Here is a 15907-nt window from a genome sequence, read left to right on the forward strand (position 1 = left end):
TTTGAACCAGGGTGTGGAACCCTCCTCAAATTTTCACGACAGGAGAAGACGATGCACGAGATTGACAGCAATACCGCGCGCGGCGAAGTCGAGCGCACGATGAAAACATGGGTCGGCGCGCTCGGCAGGGGCGATGTCCAGGCCATCATGGCGCACTATGCGGATGAGGTGCTGGCGTTCGACGCCGTGCAGGCCTTGCAGTTCAAGGGCGCGCAGGCCTATGGGGCGCACTGGAAGGCCTGCATGGAAATGTGCCCGGGCCCCATGATCTTCCAATTGCGGGACCCGGTCATACACGTCGCGGGCGATTTCGCTTGCGCCTACGGGCTGATCCGCTGCGGGATGGTCGACGAGCAAGGCAAGGAACAGGCCTCATGGATGCGCATGACCTCGGTCTATCGCCGCCAGGGCGATAAATGGCTGATCGAGCACGAGCATTTCTCGGCGCCCTTCGACATGCGGTCCTGGAAGGCGCTGTTCGATCTCCAGCCGGATGGCGGCGGAGCCGTGAGCCCGATACCGCCGAGCATGAGCGCCGTGACGCCGCACCTGGTGTGCAAGGACGCGGCCGGCGCCATCGAGTTCTACAAGAAGGCGTTCGACGCCCGGGAAGAATCCAGGCTGCATGGGCCGGACGGCAAAATCGTCCATGCCTGCCTGCGCATAGGCGAATCCGCCGTGTTTCTTGCGGAAGAAAACCTGGAATGGGGGGCGCCCGGCCCCAGGCAGCTCAAGGGCACGCCGGTCGGCATCCACCTTTACGTCCGCGACGTGGATGCCCAGGCGAAGAAACTGGACGAGGCGAGCGCGAAAGCCATGCTGCCGGTGCGCGACATGTTCTGGGGCGACCGCTACGGCGTCTACGAAGACCCATACGGCCACCGCTGGTCGATCGCCAGCCACGTCAGGGATTTGACGCCGGAGGAAATCGAAGAGGCCGGCCGCAAGATGATCGGCTCTCCGGAAATGTGCGCGTCATCGCCCCAGCCGGGAGCCTGAGCGATGGAGGCTGGGCGGATCGGTTGTATGCTGACGGTATTTTTGGGAAGAGCATTTGTCCAAGCATCCGTCGCTTCTGTCCGCCGCCGGAAACCGCCTGCTGGCCTACGGCTGCCTCGCGCTCAGCATGTCGCTGGTGGGCGCGTACGTGGCGCTCAGCAAGCCTTTGGCGGCCGTGTTTCCGGTGTTCCTGCTGGGTTGGCTCCGTTTCGGCATAGGCGCCGTGGCCATGCTGCGCTGGATACGAAAGCCCGCCCACGAGCCCGCGCTTTCCACGCGCACGCGCTGGCTCATCTTCCTGGAGTCCTTCCTAGGCAATTTCCTTTTCACCTTGTGCATGCTGGCCGGCGTCAGCCTGACGTCGGTCGTTTCCGCGGGCGTGATCCTGTCTTTCATTCCGGCCGCGGTGGCCTTGCTGAGCCGAGTCTTCCTGAAGGAGCGCATCGGCCGGCGCACCTGGGCGGCGGTGGCCTGCGGCGGGCTGGGCATGCTGATCCTGTCGCTCGCGCAGGCGAAGGCCGCCGGCGCGGGGCAGTCGCCGGCGGATCCGGGCGGCCTGGCCTGGCTGGGCAATCTGCTGATCTTGGGCGCCGTGTTCTGCGAAGCGTCGTACGCGGTCATCGGGAAGCGGTTGACGGCGGTGATGGGGCCCAAGCGCATCAGCGCGGTCATCAATCTGTGGGGGTTCGCGCTGATGACGCCTTTGGGCCTTTATGCGGCCCTGAGCTTCGATTTCTTTGCCGTTTCCGGGGCGATGTGGCTGTCGCTGCTGTTCTATGGGCTGGCGGCCAGCGTGTGGACGGTGTGGCTGTGGATGACGGGGTTGAAGTCGGTCCCGGCGTCGCGGGCGGGAGTGTTCACGGTCATGCTGCCGGTGGGCGCCGCCGTGGTGGGCGTGGCGGCGCTGGGCGAGGCGTTCAGCCCCATGCAGCTGCTGGCGTTCGCAATGGCGCTGGCCGGCCTGCTGCTGGCGACCCTGCCGGCGCGAGCCGTTGCGGATGACTAGGGCCGGCGCCGCCCGCCTTTTGGCGTGGACGGGCCCTAGACGCCACAAGCGTACTCGATGATCAGCTGTGCCGATACCGTGCCGTTCCACACATTCTGGTCCAGCCGATAAGCCGCATCCACCATTTCGGGCAGCATTTCCGCCCGATTGAACCAGATCGCATCGAAACGCTGGTGACCCCGCTCCAGGCTGAGCTTCAGATGCTTGTCCTTCAGCAGCCGCTGCTGCCTGACATAGAAAGTATCGCGGAAAATCGGCGGCGGGAAGCCCGCGCCCCAGACCTGCTGCTGCAGCAGCCCGGCCACGTCGGCATTGGCATAGCCGGTTTCCAGCGATCCGTCGGTCTCGATGACCGGATCGAAACTGCTTTTGCCGCTCAGCTCGCGCACCGCCTCATCGAAGCCGCGGGTGAACAGCGCGTAGGCGTCCTCGCGCAGCGTCAGCCCCGCGGCCATGGCGTGGCCGCCGAACTTCAGGATCGTGCCCGGGTGCCGCTTGGACACCAGGTCCAGCACGTCGCGCAGGTGCACGTCGGGTATGGAGCGGCCCGAACCGCGCAGCTCGCCGGTGTCCGAACGCGCAAAGGCCAGCGTCGGGCGCCAGTACGTTTCCTTCAGGCGGGAGGCGACCAGGCCGACCACCCCCTGGTGCCATTCCGGGTGATAGACGCAGACGCTCGCGCCGATGGTCGGCGCGGCGGCCTCCAGGGAGGCCAGGGCCTCTTCGCGCATGGTCGCCTCGATGCCGCGCCTTTCCTGGTTCATGGCGTCGAGTTCGCGCGCCAGGCGCAGCGCCAGGGCTTCGTCGTCCGTCGTCAGGCAATGGATGCCCAGGCTCATGTCGGCCAGGCGGCCTGCGGCGTTGATGCGCGGGCCGATGGCGAAGCCCAGATCGAAACCGCTGGCTTGCCGGGGCTCGCGCCCCGCGACGGCGAACAGGGCGCGCACGCCGGCCTGCATGCGGCCGCTGCGCATTTTCTGCAAGCCCTGGGTGACCAGCAGGCGGTTGTTGGCGTCCAGCTTGACCACGTCGGCCACCGTGCCCAGGGCGACCAGGTCGGCCAGCTGATCCAGCCGCGGTCCGCCGTCCGAGGGGTAGACGCCGCGCCGGCGCAATTCCGAGCGCAGCGCCAGCATCAGGTAGAAGATCACGCCCACGCCCGCCAGGTTCTTGGAAGGGAAGCCGCAGCCGGGCTGGTTGGGATTGACGATGGCCAGCGCATCGGGCAGTTCGTCGCCGGGCAGGTGGTGGTCGGTGATGACGACGTCCATGCCCGCGAGCCGGGCGGCCTCCACGCCGTCGACGCTGGCGATGCCGTTGTCCACGGTGATCAGCATGTCGGGCTTGCCGGCCGGATGCCGGACCGCCAGCTCGACCACGGCCGGGGAAAGCCCGTATCCGGTCTCGAACCGGTTCGGCACCAGGAAGTCCACGCGCGCGCCCATGCTGCGCAAGGCGCGCAGCCCGACGGCGCAGGCCGTCGCGCCGTCGCAGTCGTAGTCGGCGACGATGAGCAGCTTCCTGCCGGACTGGATCGCGTCGGCCAGCACCTTGGCGGCGCGCTCGGACTGGGTGAGGCTCCCGGGCGGTATCATCGCGGCCCAGTTCAGCATCAGGTCTTGCGCGCATTCGACCCCGCGGGCCGCCCAGAGGCGCGAGAGCAGGGGATGTATGCCCGCCGCTTCCAGGGCTTTGGCGGCCGCGTGATTGACGGGCCGGGTACTCAGTCGGGGGGTGACCACCATTTTCTCCATGCTTCTCGGCTGCCTGGCAGCCATTGTTTCCACTTGTTCCATCCAGGGGCTTCCAGTTCGGCCAGCCGGGTTCTTCCGGTCAATACCAGGCCGGGCATGGGCCGCCCGGCCAGCGGGCGGAAGACGCGCGTTTCGAGCTCGGACAGCGCCGCCAGCCAGCCTCCCCAGTCTTGCGCGACGGCGAAGGCGAGCAGCGAGCCGTGCACCTGGACGTCGTCGCCGGCAGGCGCGTTGCGCAGCTGTTCGCCGCGCCCGCCTCCGTAGAGCCACAGGCTGTTCACCGGCAGCAAGCCCTGCTGGTAGCGCTGCCGGTTGACCGGGTGGTCGAACCAGAGCATTTGCGTTTCGTTGACGAGCTTGCGCCATGGCCGCGCCTCCATGTCCTGCGGCCACCAGTCGTTCACCGATGTCAGGCTGACCAGGAGCGGGCTCGCGCAGCGCGGCGCGAAGGCGGCGGGCGGTTCGACGCGCCAGAAGTCGCCGCCGGCCTCGCGCAGCGTGAAGCCGGCCTCGGCGAAGCCGGCGCGCACCGATTCGAACAGGGCTACACTCTGTTCGGGAGTGATGGACAATTCCTGTGCGGGCAGCAGCGCCGCGCCGTCGCGCGCGGGGGATACATGCACCAGCTCGACCAGCCAGACGGCGTCGGCGGGCGCGATGGAAGCATTTTGCAATGCCTGGGCCCGCAGTGGGCCCAGGCCTGTGGCAAAATTCTGTCCATCTTCAGGCTCGAAGCCGCGGGCCCGCAACTGCCAGAACTCGAACGGCGTACAGCCCGTTCCGGCGGGGTCGGCGTCCAGGATGCGAGCCCGGGCATGTTCCAGCCAGCCGAACAGGGTCGGGGCGGTTTTTTGAAGATATGGGACCAGCTCGCGCGCTTCGCGCGGATCCGGCAGAGCGCCTGGTAGTACGATTCGCATTCCTGAATTGTAGTGTCAATGGGAAACGGTGGCTTGAATAATGTCTTATGAATGGTGGATAGGGGCCCGGTACGCCGGCCTGGCGCGGTCCAGGCGGCGCGGCGGGCGCGGCGACCGCTTCGTGTCGTTCATCGCGGCCAGCTCCATGGCCGGCATCGCCCTGGGCGTGGCCGCGCTCATCGTCGTGCTGTCGGTCATGAACGGCTTCCAGACCCAGGTGCGCGACCGCATGCTGTCGGTGCTGCCGCACATAGAGCTCTACGTGCCCCGCAACGCGGGCGACGCCTTGTCGCAGTGGCGGCAGATCGCCGACCGGGCCTCGCGCCACCCGGCGGTCACCGGGACGGCGCCCTTCGTGGCGGCGCAAGGCATGATCGTGCGCGGCGAAACCCTGGCCGGCGTGCAGGTGCGCGGCATCGATCCGGCGGCGGAAAGCGCGGTCTCGGACATTGCCGGCCAAATGGTCTCGGGCCGCCTGGATGCGCTCCAGCCCGGGGCGTTCTCGGTGGTGCTGGGCAACCAGCTCGCCGTCAGCCTGGGCGTCGGGGTGGGCGATACCGTCCTGCTGCTGGCGCCGCAAGGCTCGATATCGCCGGCCGGCTTCACGCCGCGCATGCGGCAGTTCACGGTGGGCGGCGTCTTTTCCTCCGGCTATTACGAATACGACGCAACGCTTGCCTTCATCAACGTCGAGGATGCCGCCAGGGTGTTCCGCGACAGCGGCTCCAGCGGCGTGCGGCTGCGCATCGCCGACATGCAGCAGGCGCCTTTCGTGGCGCGGGAACTGGCCGCGCTGCTGCCGCCCTACGTCCATGCCCAGGACTGGACGCAGAACAACCGCACCTGGTTTGCCGCCGTGCAGACCGAAAAGCGCATGATGTTCCTGATCCTGGCGCTCATCGTGGCGGTCGCCGCCTTCAACCTGCTGTCGTCCCTGGTCATGGCGGTCAAGGACAAGCGCTCCGACATCGCCATCTTGCGCACGATAGGCGCGACGCCGCGCGAGATCGCCCGCATCTTCCTGGTGCAGGGCTCGCTGATCGGCGTGGTGGGCACCTTGCTGGGCGTCGGCTTCGGCGCGCTGGTGGCCTACAACATCGACGTCATCGTGCCGCTCATCGAACGCATGCTGGGCGTGCAGTTCTTGCCGCAGCAAATCTATTTCATCAGCGAATTGCCGTCCAATCCCCAGATCGCCGACATCGCCGTCGTGGCCTCGACATCCCTGGCGCTGGCCTTGCTGGCCACTCTGTATCCCAGCTGGCGCGCGTCCAGCCTCCAGCCCGCCGAGGTGCTGCGCCATGATTGATCCCGTTCCGGTCCACGCGCTCAGCGCCCGCAACCTCGTCAAGACCTATCACGAAGGCGGCCGCGAAATCCCCGTGCTGCGCGACGTCAGCCTGCATGTCGACCAGGGCGAAATGGTGGCCATCGTCGGCGCCTCCGGGTCGGGCAAGAGCACTTTGCTGCACACCCTGGGCCTGCTCGACCGGCCCAATTCCGGCTCGGTCCTGATCAATGGCGAGCCGGTCGACGGCTTGTCCGAAACGCAGCGCAGCCGGCTGCGCAACCGCAGCCTGGGCTTCGTCTATCAGTTCCATCACCTGCTGGCGGAATTTTCGGCGCTGGACAACGTGGCCATGCCGCTGATCGTGCGGCGCGAAAGCCGCAAAGCCGCGCGCGAACAGGCCCAGGCGGTGCTGGAGCAGGTCGGCCTGGCCGAACGCATCGACCACTATCCCGGGCAGCTGTCCGGCGGCGAGCGGCAGCGGGTGGCTCTGGCCCGCGCCCTGGTGACGCGGCCCAGCTGCGTGCTGGCCGACGAGCCCACGGGCAACCTGGACCGGTACACGGCGGAAAGCATGTTCGAGCTGCTCCGGCGGGTGAACCGGGAGTTCGGTACGGCGTTTGCTATCGTGACCCACGATCCGGCGCTCGCGGCGCTGGCGCACCGGCAACTGGCCATGGAAAAAGGACGCCTGGTCGATCCCGAGACACCGCCGTTGCCGCAGGCATAGCAGAGGAGTCCCATGCTGATCGATACGCATTGCCATCTCGATGCGGCGGAGTTCGCGCACGACCGCAAGGAAGTCATAGAGCGCGCCGGCGCGGCCGGCGTGGGCGCCATCGTCATCCCCGCCGTCGAGGTCGGCAATTTCGAAGCCGTGCGCTCGCTGGCCCGCTCTTTCAAGGGCGGCGCCTACGCGCTGGGCATTCATCCCATCTGCGTGCCGCAGGCGCGCGAGCAGGACCTGGAGCGCCTGGAGTCCTGCGTCCAGGCGTCGCTGGAAGATCCGCGCTTCGTCGCCATCGGGGAAATCGGCCTGGATTTTTTCCTGCCGGCGCTCAAGGAAGACGCCATGCGCGAGAAGCAGGAACGCTTCTATGGCGCCCAGCTCGACCTGGCGCGGCGCTATGGGCTGCCGGTGCTGTTGCACGTGCGGCGTTCACAGGATCTGCTGCTGAAGCATTTGCGGCGGCGGCCGCCGATCGGCGGCATTGCGCACGCCTTCAACGGCAGCCTGCAGCAGGCCCGGCTGTTCATCGAGCACGGGTTCGCGCTGGGCATGGGCGGCGCCATGACGTTCGCGCGGGCGCTGCAGATCCGCCGGCTGGCGCGGCAACTGCCTTTGCAGGACCTGGTGCTGGAAACCGATGCGCCCGACATTCCGCCCGCCTGGCTGGGCGGGCCGGGCAAGCCGCCGGCGCGCAACGAGCCGGCTCACGTGGGGCGCATCGCCCAGGCGCTGGCGGAAATCAGGGAAGTGAGCCGCGAAGACGTGGTGTTCGCCACCGCGGCGAATGCCCGGCGCGTGCTGCCCAGGCTGGCCGGCCATGCGGCGCCGGCCATGGCGGGCTGAATCAGTCCACCTTGCCCATTTTCTGGACCGCCTTGGCGATCGACTGGGAGTCGGTTTTCCAGTAGGCGTCGAAGCCGGCCGAGTCCTGGAATTCCAGCGGGCTGCCCGTCGCCAGCATGGTCTTCTGGAAATCGGGGCTGGCGGCGATTTTCTGCACCGCGCCGCTGAGCCGCTCGACGGCTTCCGGCGGCGTGGCGGCGGGCACGAAGATGCCCGACCACTGGATGAATTTCGCGTCATAGCCCAGTGAGCTCAGGCTGGGGACGTCGGGCATGGATTCCAGCGGCTTGTCGCCCCAGTGCGCCAGGGCGCGCAGTTTGCCCGCCTTGATCTGTTGCAGCGCGCTGGCGGGGCCGGTCGCCAGCGCCTGGACGTGGCCGCCCAGCAGGGCCGCCACCGCCGGGCCGGCGCCCGTGTAGGGAATGTGCGACAGCTTCACGTCCGCCGCCTGCGCGAGCATTTCCATGGGCACGTGCATCGTTCCGTAGATGCCCGAGCTGCCATAGGTGATGTCTTGCGGATGCTTGCGCGCGTCTTCGACGAAGTCCTTGACGGTCTTCCAGGGCGCGTCGGCGCGCACGACCAGCACGGTGGGATCGGCGGTGATGCGGCCGATCGGCTTGAACTGGTCGAGCCGGAATGCCGGCTTGCGTTCAAGAATCTTGTCGGCTTCGGGAAGTATGGAAATGGACGACAGGCTCAGCAGGATGGTGTAGCCGTCGGGCTTGGCGTTGGCGGCATAGCCGATGCCGATGGCGCCGCCCGCGCCGGCCTTGTTCTCGATGACGACGCTTTGGCCCAATTCCCTGGACAGCGCGTCCGCCACCGGGCGGGCGACGGTGTCGGCGACGCCGCCGGGCGGGAAGGGCACGATCATGGTGATGGGGCGTTCGGGGTACTGGGCCAGGGCGTGGCCGGACAGCGCCAGGGCCGCCGTTGCGCAGAATGCCTTGAGCCAGGCCGCGGCGCCGGCTGTCTTCTTGATGGAAAGCTTGTTCATGTGTCTGCTCCGGATGCGGAATGCTGTGCTTACTTGAATGTGTTTTCCAGAACGCCGATGCCGTCGATTTCGATGCGGACGACGTCGCCGGTCTTGAGGTATTGCGGCGGGTTCATGCCCATGCCGACGCCCGCGGGCGTGCCCGTGGCGATGATGTCGCCGGGGTGGAGCGTGATGCCGCGCGAGCAGGTTTCGATCAGCGTGGGCAGGTCGAAGATGAGGTCGGGCGTGGCTCCGTCCTGACGCAGTTCGCCGTTCACCCAGCAGCGCACGCGGGTGTTGCCGCCGTCGAGCTCGTCGGCCGTGACGACCCAGGGGCCCATGGGGCAGAAGGTGTCGAAGGACTTGCCCATGTCCCATTGCTGGTGGCGCATCTGGACGTCGCGGGCGGTGACGTCGTTGACGATGGTGTAGCCGAAGACATGGTTCATGGCGTCGGCGCGCGAGATGTTCTTGCCGCCCTTGCCGATGATGACCGCGAGCTCGGCTTCATAGTCGATCTGTTCGGAAATGCCCTTGGGCAGCGCCACGGCGTCGTTCGGGCCGATCACGGATTCGGGTACCTTGGTGAAGACGATGGGCCAGGACTGCACGTTCTTGTCGTTGTCCTTGAAGACCGAGCTGGACAATTCCCTGGCATGCGCGTGGTAGTTGCGGCCGACGCAGAACACATTGCGGAACGGGCGCTGGATGGGCGCGAGAAGCAGGGAGGCATCCAGCGGCAGGCCTTCGCCGCGCGGCTGGATCTGGTGCCGGATTGCGTCGAACTGCTGTACCAACTGGTGCATGTTCGAGCCAAAGCCCGGGATGAGGTCGGCAAGCGGCCAGTACCGCTGCTTGCCCGAATCGACCAGGCATACCGCGGGGTTGCCATTGTGCTTGAGAGTCGCTAATTTCATATCGCTTCCTGTAGATTGATCCAACCGCGCTAATGTAGCACAAAAACAAGACCAAATTGGATCTATAAAATCGGCATTTTCCGACTATATTGACCAATTGGTACAATTTAGTAAAATACCGGTTTTCCATGCTGGAGTCGCTTGTGCAGCAACGTTTTGCCGTGCCCGGGGCGCGGGCGGAGGGCATCCGCGCGCTTTCCGATCATTTGCTGAAGGAAATGTCCGAAGGCGGCTTGCGCCGGGGGGTGAAGCTGCCGCCCGAGCGCGAACTCAGCGAGCGCTTCGGCATTTCGCGCGGCTCGGTGCGGCGGGTGCTGGCGCATCTGCGCGAACAAGGCCTGATCACCCAGACCGTGGGCAGCGGCACTTTCGTCGCGGCGCAAGCCGAAGCGCTGCGCCGGCCGCGGCCCGAACCGGAGCCCGCGCACACCAGCCCGGCCGAACTCATGGTCGCGCGCCTGCTGATCGAACCGCTCATGCCGGGGCTGATCGTGCAAAACGCCACCGCGGCGGATTTCCAGGACATGTTCCACTGCCTCGAACAATCCGAAGCGGCGGGCAGCATCGAGGAATTCGAACATTGGGACGAAGCCCTGCATCGCTCGTTCGCCCATGCCACGCACAACAGCTTCTTCGTGCGCATCCTCGATCTCACCAACCAGGTCAGGGAACAAGGCGAATGGGGCAGGCTGAAACGCATTTCGCTCACGCCCGAAACCCGCCGCCAATATCAGGTCCAGCACCGGGCGATCGTCGACGCCCTGAAAGACCGTGACGCGGTCCAGGCGCGCCGGCTTTTGGTCGAGCACCTGGAGCAGATCCAGCGCAATCTGTTCTCGCGGCCCGGCGCCTGAAAGCGGGGGGGCAAGGCCGCCGGCGCTGCAGCTATCCGTGTTTCCGCCCGTGTTGCAGCGGCCCCGTCGAGCTTCGCCGTACCAATGCCGTAGGCAGCATCTGGGGCGGCGGCATCGCTTTCTTTGAGTCTATCGCCGCCAGCAGGGTTTCAGCCGCGATCGTGCCGATTTCGACGGAAGGAAAACGGATGGTGGTAAGCGGCGGATTCACAAAAGGCGAGAACTCGCTGTCGTTGAAGCCGATGACGGATATATCGTGAGGGATGTCCAGGCCTTGTTCGCGCAGTCCCGCCATGGCGCCCAGAGCCAGATAGTCGTTGCCGCATATCAAGGCGGAAAAGGGCAGTTTTTTACTCAATAAATGGCGGGCTGCCTCGTAGCCGTCGGCGAATCCGTAATCCGCTTCAACGATCAGCTCGCGCGACAGCCGCCCACCGCCGGCGGCGATGGTTTCAAGCAGGCCTTGATAGCGTTGCCGGGCCCGCTGGTTGGACGCAAGATGGCCGCTGATGAAAGCGAATTCGCGATGCGCCAGGCTCAGCAGGTGCTCGGCGGCCTGTTGGCCGGCGATATAGTTGTCGAACCCGATGGCGCCGGGCAGGGCGTTCCCCGCATCGGCCCAGATCGTGGCAACGGGCAGGCCGTTCTTGGCAATGAGATCCAGCCAGGCGGATGGACAGTCGTTCCCCAGAAGCACCACGCCGTCCACGCCTCTTTCTATGAGCGTGCGCAAAGGGCGCAAATCCGCCTGCTCGTTGATGGCGGGCTGCGCGAGCAGCAAGGTGTAGTTGGCTTTGCCCAAGCCCTGACGCAAGGCCTCTATGGTTTGCGCGAAAGCGGATGCGCCGATGCGCGGAACGACGGCGCCGACACTGCGCGTGCGCCGGGACACGAGCGCGCGGCCCACCCCTTGCGGAACATAGCCCAAGGCACTCACCGCGACATCGATGCGCTTCCGGGTTTCGGCGTCGACCATGTCGGGGCGATGCAGCGCCCTCGATACGGTGCTGATGGACACCCCCACCATCCGGGCCACATCCTGCAAGCTGGCTGCCATCTACTTTCGACCTCTATTGCAAACGATAGTCAAAAATATACCACTCATTATCGATACTCCCTATGAAAATGTCATTGACTCGCCAATGCAAACGTTTGTATTATGAAAAAAAGCTTCTTTAAAGGAAAAAGAATGGATGGATCATCCCCCACCGCCGCCGTCACGACCAAGCAGGCGATCGTCAAGACGCTTACCGACCTGAAGGTCGACTATGCGTTTACCCTGCCCGGCCTGGGCGTGACCTGGATGCTGGACGAGTTCTACCGGTCGAGAAAGGAACTGCGCGTGATTTTGACGCGGGGCGAACAGGTCGCCTCCATCATGGCGCAGGTCGTCGGCCGCTTGACGGGCAAGCCGGGTGTCTACATGGGCCAGGGGCCTTTCGCCAGCACCACCGGCGCCTTCGGGATACTGGAAGCTTATTTCGCCGGCTCGCCCATGCTCGTGCTTACGGATACGTCCTGCTATGACGGCTTCGGCATGTACGGCGTGTATCAAACCATGACGGGCGATTATGGCGCGGCGGATGTCCGCGCCGTCATGAAGACCATGACCAAATCCACTTACTATGCGACCGAGCCGCACGAAGCGGTCTATGCCATTCAGCAAGCCTACAAGCAAGCCAGCCTGCCGCGCCAGGGGCCGACGGCCGTTGTGTTGAAGTCTCCCATCATTCGCCGGGAGATGCCGGAGCAATCTCGCGTACAGCTCTATCCCGCCCAGGGGTACCAGGATGTCGTCATGCCCGTGCCCGATCCGCAAGCCATCCAGGCGCTGGCGGGAATGGTGGCCGACGCCCGGCGGCCCGTACTTATCGTGGGCAACGGCATGCAGAATCCCCGGGGCCGAAAACTGGTGGCCCTGCTGGCTGAAAAGTTTGGCGTGGCCGTGGCCACCAGCTACAACGCAAAGGGCGTAGTGGACGAAACCTCCGAGATTGCGGTCGGCATGCTGGGAACATGGGGCATGAAATCCGCCAACGCCGCCGTCGAGAGCGCCGATACGCTGATCGTCGTCGGCGCCAGCCTTGGGGCCGACTACATTAAATTTCGCGACCCCGGCTTCATCAAGCCGGGGGTTCAGCGCATCGTCCAGATCGATGTCGATCCGCGCAACGCCGGATGGGTTTACCCGGTCGATCTGGCAATATGCGCCGACGGCGGCGACGCGATCGAAGCGCTGCTCGCGCATGATCTCGGAGCGGAGCGGCGGCTGGACCGCCTGGCCTGGATTGCGGAGGTTCACTCAGCGCATCCCGTCTTCGATGCGCCGACTCGCGCCGCTCCCGGAACGGTTCATAACGCGGATGTCATCAAGGCGCTGGATGCCTTCCTGACGCCCGACGATATGCTGACGCTGGATGCCGGCACCAATCGGATCTGGGCGACCACCACGCTCAAAGTGCGCACGCCGGGGCAACTGGTGGTGCCGGGCGGCATCGGCGGCATGGGCTGGGGCGCGCCCGCGGCGGCGGCGGTGAAGCTGGTTCATCCGGAGAAGAACGTCGTCTGCCTCACGGGCGATGGCGGTTTTGCCATGACCATGAACGTCATGGCCACCTGCGTACAGGAGCAACTGCCGATTACCGTTGTCGTGGCGAACAACGGCGGGCTCGGCATGGTGCGCGACAACTTGAAAGACCGCCGCATAGCGGTGGATTTTTCGCCCACCGATTTCGCCCAGATCGCGCGAGGCATGGGTTGCCGCGGCGTGAATGCCACCACGCCGGAGCAGTTGGCCGCGGCGCTCGAGGAAGCCCGTGGCTCGAACATCCCTACCGTCATCGACGTCGCGGTCGACCCCGATTCCAGCCACGTCGACGTATCGGACTATTGAGGACCATTCATGAAGCCCGTAGCCATTGTTACCGGCGGCGCCCGCAATATCGGTTGGGCCATTGCGCGCCGGCTGGCCGCCGACTACCGCGTTTTGATCGCCGATCTGTCGGAGCCGCAACAGCCTTTGCCTGACGGCTGCGGCTATTTCCATGCCGACGTGTGCGATCCGCAGCAAGTGCGCAAGCTGTTTGCGGAGGCGGAAAAACTCGGACCCCTGCAACTGCTGGTACATTCCGCGGCCGTTACGGCGCCCGCCAGGCCGATCGCCTCCATTCCCCTGGAAGAATGGAGGCGGCTCATAGACATCAATCTGACGGGAAGCTTTGTGGTGGCTCAGGCCGCCATCACCCCCTTGCTGAAAACCAAGGGCAGCATGGTCCTGCTGACTTCTCGTGCCGGGAAAACAGGCTTTGCGGCGTTGAACGCCGGCAAGGCCGGCACCAAAGCCCATTACTGCGCGTCGAAAGCGGGGGTGATTTCATTGATGAAGTCGCTGGCGACCGAGCTGTCGCCCGACATACGCGTCAATGCCGTTGCGCCGGGCCCCATCGAGGGCGAAATGATACCCCGCGACCGCTGGCCGGAAATCGCCGCTCGCGTTCCCCTGGGGCGGCTGGGAACGGCCGCCGAGATCGCCGACGCCGTGCATTTTCTAGCCAGCCCGGCGGCGAGCTTCATCACCGGCCATGTGCTCGATGTAAACGGCGGCACGTTGATGGATTAGCAGCATCGAATACGCCATGTCGAACGTGCATCAAGTGCCGTATGGCGTGTCGCTTGGCCATTTTAGGGAGGCGGCGGGCGTTCATTGCCGCGGAACTCATGCAGGGTTGATGTGTTTGCTTATTAAAACGAAAGAGGAGATCCATCCATGAAATTCCTTAAATCACTTCCTATCGTCTTGGGTTTGCTGGCCATGCCGGTTGCCGTCCAGGCCCAGGATGCCGCCGCGTATCCCGAGCGTCCCGTCAAGGTGATTGTGCCGTTTCCGCCCGGCGGGGCCACCGACATCGTGGGCCGGGAGATTTCCGACAGGCTGGCGCGCGCGCTGGGGCAGCCCTTCGTCGTGGAAAACCGCAGCGGGGCCAGCGGCAACATAGGCATGGAGGCCGCGGCGCGCGCGGCGCCCGATGGATACACGCTGGTCGTGGGCGCCCCTCAGACCTTGACCATCAATCCCCAGCTTTTCAAATCCAATCCTTTCAACCCGCAAAAAGAGCTCGATCCGATCGTCGTCGTGGCGACCGTGCCCAATGTCTTGATCGTCAATCCCAAATTGCCGATATCGTCGGTGAAGGACTTGATCTCCTACTCCAAGGCGCGGCCCGGAAAAGTCAATTATGGCTCATCGAGCATAGGCGGCACGCCCCACCTTTCATCGGAACTCTTCAAGTCGATGACGGGTACGGATATCATGCATATTCCCTATCGAGGCAGTTCTCCCGCCCTGACCGACTTGATGGGCGGGCAGATCGACATCATGTTCGACAACCTGCCGGCCGCGCTGCCGCACATCAAATCAGGGCGTGTCAAGGCTCTGGCCGTTACCACCAAGCAGCGCAGCGACGCTGCGCCGGAACTGCCCACCATGGACGAGGCCGGCGTGCCGGGTTTCGAATCGCAGGGATGGTTCTCGCTGCTGGCGCCCGCCGGCACGCCGCCCGCCATATTGGAAAAAATCAATGCCGAAGTGAACAAGATCCTGGCAACCGACACCTTCAAGGAACGTTTGGCCAATGTCGGGGCGCAGCCGAAAGGCGGATCGATCGCGGACTTCCGTGAACTGCTGAACACGGAAACGCAGCGTTGGTCCGAAGTCATCCGGTTTGCGGACATCAAGGTGGAATGAAAATGCGAGGCTTGGCTGGAAAAACCGCATTTTTGACGGGCTCAGGCGCTGGAATAGGCCGGGCCACGGCTTTGCGCCTGGCGCAGGAAGGGATGCATGTATGGGTATCCGATCGCGATGCGGCCGCCCTGGACGGCACCCTTCAAGAAGCGGAGCGTCTGAAGCTGCGGGTGGACGCCTTGCAGGCCGATTCCGGCAGCGAGACGGAAATCGCCCTGGCCATCCGGACGGCGTTCGAGGCCGCCGGCAGGCTGGACGTGCTGGTCAATAACGCAGGGGGCTCTTTGCACACGCCCTACCGTTTCGCGGAGGAAAGCGATGAAGATTGGCATCGCGTGATGAATCTCAACTTGATGGGTGCGGTGTGGGCGTGCCGCGCCGCGCTGCCCCTGATGCAGCGCGGCGGCGGCGGACGTGTCATCAACTACGGCTCGAAGGCCGGACGTTACGGAAGCCTGATAGCCGGCCCCAATTACGCCGCCGCCAAGGGCGCCATCGCGTCCTTCACGCGCCAGTTGGCGATGGAATACGGCCCCGACGGCATTACCGTCAACTGCATCAATCCCGGGGTCGTCCTGACGCCCCGCACCAGCGGCTTGTGGGCGGAGCGCCGCAGCGCCGCGGAACGCGAGCGCATCGTCTCTGAGATACCGTTGCGGCGGCATGCCGGGGTGGACGACATCGCCGGCGTCGTCGCTTTCCTTGCGTCCGACGATGCGGCCTTCATCACGGGTGTCTCGCTGGATGTGAACGGAGGGCAGGCGATGGCGTGAAGCAGGGGGTTCGTACTTCCCGTAGTGCCGATTTGAGCCCACAAAGCCCCCGGTAAGCCGGTCCACCGACTACGCTTCCAGATTTGAGGCGTATCGG

The 15907-nt window shown here is 65.2% G+C and carries 15 protein-coding genes and 1 pseudogene; 11 read left to right on the top strand and 5 right to left on the bottom strand.

Annotated elements, in window-relative coordinates; translation table 11 throughout:
* Window positions 1-51: 51 nt before the first annotated feature.
* The 3 genes and pseudogenes from H0A72_RS22195 to H0A72_RS13325 form a co-directional block, all read left to right on the top strand.
* Window positions 52-441, top strand: a pseudogene (locus H0A72_RS22195) (YybH family protein); the annotation flags it as partial.
* Between the two features lie 15 nt (window positions 442-456).
* Complete coding sequence (locus H0A72_RS22200) at window positions 457-999, top strand: VOC family protein (protein WP_246437065.1); 543 nt, start codon at window positions 457-459, stop codon at window positions 997-999.
* A gap of 127 nt (window positions 1000-1126) precedes the next feature.
* On the top strand, window positions 1127-2005 hold the full coding sequence (locus H0A72_RS13325) for a DMT family transporter (RefSeq protein WP_180156166.1): 879 nt from the start codon (window positions 1127-1129) through the stop codon (window positions 2003-2005).
* 35 nt (window positions 2006-2040) lie between these two features.
* Here the strand turns inward: H0A72_RS13325 and recJ are convergent, their stop codons facing one another.
* Complete coding sequence (gene recJ, locus H0A72_RS13330; protein WP_180156168.1) at window positions 2041-3747, bottom strand: single-stranded-DNA-specific exonuclease RecJ; 1707 nt, start codon at window positions 3745-3747, stop codon at window positions 2041-2043.
* A complete protein-coding gene (locus H0A72_RS13335; RefSeq protein ID WP_180156078.1) occupies window positions 3729-4679 on the bottom strand; it encodes a hypothetical protein in 951 nt (316 codons plus the stop codon). The genes recJ and H0A72_RS13335 overlap by 19 nt, the downstream gene beginning before the upstream one ends.
* Before the next feature lie 40 nt (window positions 4680-4719).
* Between H0A72_RS13335 and H0A72_RS13340 the strand changes: the two genes are divergently transcribed.
* From H0A72_RS13340 to H0A72_RS13350, 3 genes are read left to right on the top strand one after another with little or no spacing between them, the layout of a single operon-like run.
* Window positions 4720-5988: a lipoprotein-releasing ABC transporter permease subunit gene (locus H0A72_RS13340; protein ID WP_180156080.1), complete on the top strand. Its 1269-nt coding sequence runs from the start codon at window positions 4720-4722 to the stop codon at window positions 5986-5988.
* The gene (lolD, locus tag H0A72_RS13345) at window positions 5981-6697 is read left to right on the top strand and encodes a lipoprotein-releasing ABC transporter ATP-binding protein LolD (protein ID WP_180156082.1); all 717 of its coding nucleotides are present in this window, start codon (window positions 5981-5983) and stop codon (window positions 6695-6697) included. The genes H0A72_RS13340 and lolD overlap by 8 nt, the downstream gene beginning before the upstream one ends.
* Window positions 6698-6709: 12 nt before the next feature.
* Window positions 6710-7540 (top strand): TatD family hydrolase, encoded by an 831-nt coding sequence (locus H0A72_RS13350; protein WP_180156084.1) that lies wholly within the window; start codon window positions 6710-6712, stop codon window positions 7538-7540.
* Window position 7541: 1 nt separating this feature from the next.
* Here the strand turns inward: H0A72_RS13350 and H0A72_RS13355 are convergent, their stop codons facing one another.
* Window positions 7542-8540, bottom strand: a complete 999-nt coding sequence (locus H0A72_RS13355) for a tripartite tricarboxylate transporter substrate binding protein (protein WP_180156086.1) — start codon at window positions 8538-8540, stop codon at window positions 7542-7544.
* A gap of 29 nt (window positions 8541-8569) precedes the next feature.
* The gene (locus H0A72_RS13360) at window positions 8570-9439 is read right to left on the bottom strand and encodes a fumarylacetoacetate hydrolase family protein (protein ID WP_180156088.1); all 870 of its coding nucleotides are present in this window, start codon (window positions 9437-9439) and stop codon (window positions 8570-8572) included.
* A gap of 143 nt (window positions 9440-9582) precedes the next feature.
* Between H0A72_RS13360 and H0A72_RS13365 the strand changes: the two genes are divergently transcribed.
* Complete coding sequence (locus H0A72_RS13365; protein WP_343060243.1) at window positions 9583-10293, top strand: FadR/GntR family transcriptional regulator; 711 nt, start codon at window positions 9583-9585, stop codon at window positions 10291-10293.
* A 31-nt stretch (window positions 10294-10324) separates the two neighbouring features.
* Here H0A72_RS13365 and H0A72_RS13370 read toward each other — a convergent pair whose 3' ends face one another.
* Window positions 10325-11350 (bottom strand): LacI family DNA-binding transcriptional regulator, encoded by a 1026-nt coding sequence (locus H0A72_RS13370; RefSeq protein ID WP_180156092.1) that lies wholly within the window; start codon window positions 11348-11350, stop codon window positions 10325-10327.
* A 132-nt stretch (window positions 11351-11482) separates the two neighbouring features.
* On the opposite strand from H0A72_RS13370, the gene H0A72_RS13375 reads away from it, so the two are divergent.
* The 4 genes from H0A72_RS13375 to H0A72_RS13390 all read left to right on the top strand — a co-directional run bounded on the left by H0A72_RS13375 (window position 11483) and on the right by H0A72_RS13390 (window position 15810).
* On the top strand, window positions 11483-13186 hold the full coding sequence (locus H0A72_RS13375; protein ID WP_180156094.1) for a thiamine pyrophosphate-binding protein: 1704 nt from the start codon (window positions 11483-11485) through the stop codon (window positions 13184-13186).
* A gap of 9 nt (window positions 13187-13195) precedes the next feature.
* Complete coding sequence (locus H0A72_RS13380; protein ID WP_180156096.1) at window positions 13196-13912, top strand: SDR family NAD(P)-dependent oxidoreductase; 717 nt, start codon at window positions 13196-13198, stop codon at window positions 13910-13912.
* A 147-nt stretch (window positions 13913-14059) separates the two neighbouring features.
* On the top strand, window positions 14060-15037 hold the full coding sequence (locus H0A72_RS13385; protein WP_180156097.1) for a Bug family tripartite tricarboxylate transporter substrate binding protein: 978 nt from the start codon (window positions 14060-14062) through the stop codon (window positions 15035-15037).
* A gap of 32 nt (window positions 15038-15069) precedes the next feature.
* A complete protein-coding gene (locus H0A72_RS13390; protein WP_246814997.1) occupies window positions 15070-15810 on the top strand; it encodes an SDR family NAD(P)-dependent oxidoreductase in 741 nt (246 codons plus the stop codon).
* Window positions 15811-15907: the final 97 nt, after the last annotated feature.

It is taken from the genome of Parapusillimonas granuli (assembly GCF_013416525.1).
GTDB classification, from domain to species: domain Bacteria; phylum Pseudomonadota; class Gammaproteobacteria; order Burkholderiales; family Burkholderiaceae_B; genus Parapusillimonas; species Parapusillimonas granuli.

Bases quoted from the DNA above. Each gene is read 5' to 3' on its own strand.
- H0A72_RS22200 (WP_246437065.1), top strand. From the start codon at position 457: ATGCGGTCCTGGAAGGCGCTGTTCGATCTCCAGCCGGATGGCGGCGGA.
- H0A72_RS13355 (WP_180156086.1), bottom strand. From the start codon at position 8,540: ATGAACAAGCTTTCCATCAAGAAGACAGCCGGCGCCGCGGCCTGGCTC.
- H0A72_RS13385 (WP_180156097.1), top strand. From the start codon at position 14,060: ATGAAATTCCTTAAATCACTTCCTATCGTCTTGGGTTTGCTGGCCATG.
- H0A72_RS13380 (WP_180156096.1), top strand. From the start codon at position 13,196: ATGAAGCCCGTAGCCATTGTTACCGGCGGCGCCCGCAATATCGGTTGG.
- lolD (WP_180156082.1), top strand. From the start codon at position 5,981: ATGATTGATCCCGTTCCGGTCCACGCGCTCAGCGCCCGCAACCTCGTC.
- H0A72_RS13370 (WP_180156092.1), bottom strand. From the start codon at position 11,350: ATGGCAGCCAGCTTGCAGGATGTGGCCCGGATGGTGGGGGTGTCCATC.
- H0A72_RS13325 (WP_180156166.1), top strand. From the start codon at position 1,127: ATGTCGCTGGTGGGCGCGTACGTGGCGCTCAGCAAGCCTTTGGCGGCC.
- H0A72_RS13360 (WP_180156088.1), bottom strand. From the start codon at position 9,439: ATGAAATTAGCGACTCTCAAGCACAATGGCAACCCCGCGGTATGCCTG.
- H0A72_RS13375 (WP_180156094.1), top strand. From the start codon at position 11,483: ATGGATGGATCATCCCCCACCGCCGCCGTCACGACCAAGCAGGCGATC.
- H0A72_RS13335 (WP_180156078.1), bottom strand. From the start codon at position 4,679: ATGCGAATCGTACTACCAGGCGCTCTGCCGGATCCGCGCGAAGCGCGC.
- H0A72_RS13350 (WP_180156084.1), top strand. From the start codon at position 6,710: ATGCTGATCGATACGCATTGCCATCTCGATGCGGCGGAGTTCGCGCAC.
- H0A72_RS13340 (WP_180156080.1), top strand. From the start codon at position 4,720: ATGTCTTATGAATGGTGGATAGGGGCCCGGTACGCCGGCCTGGCGCGG.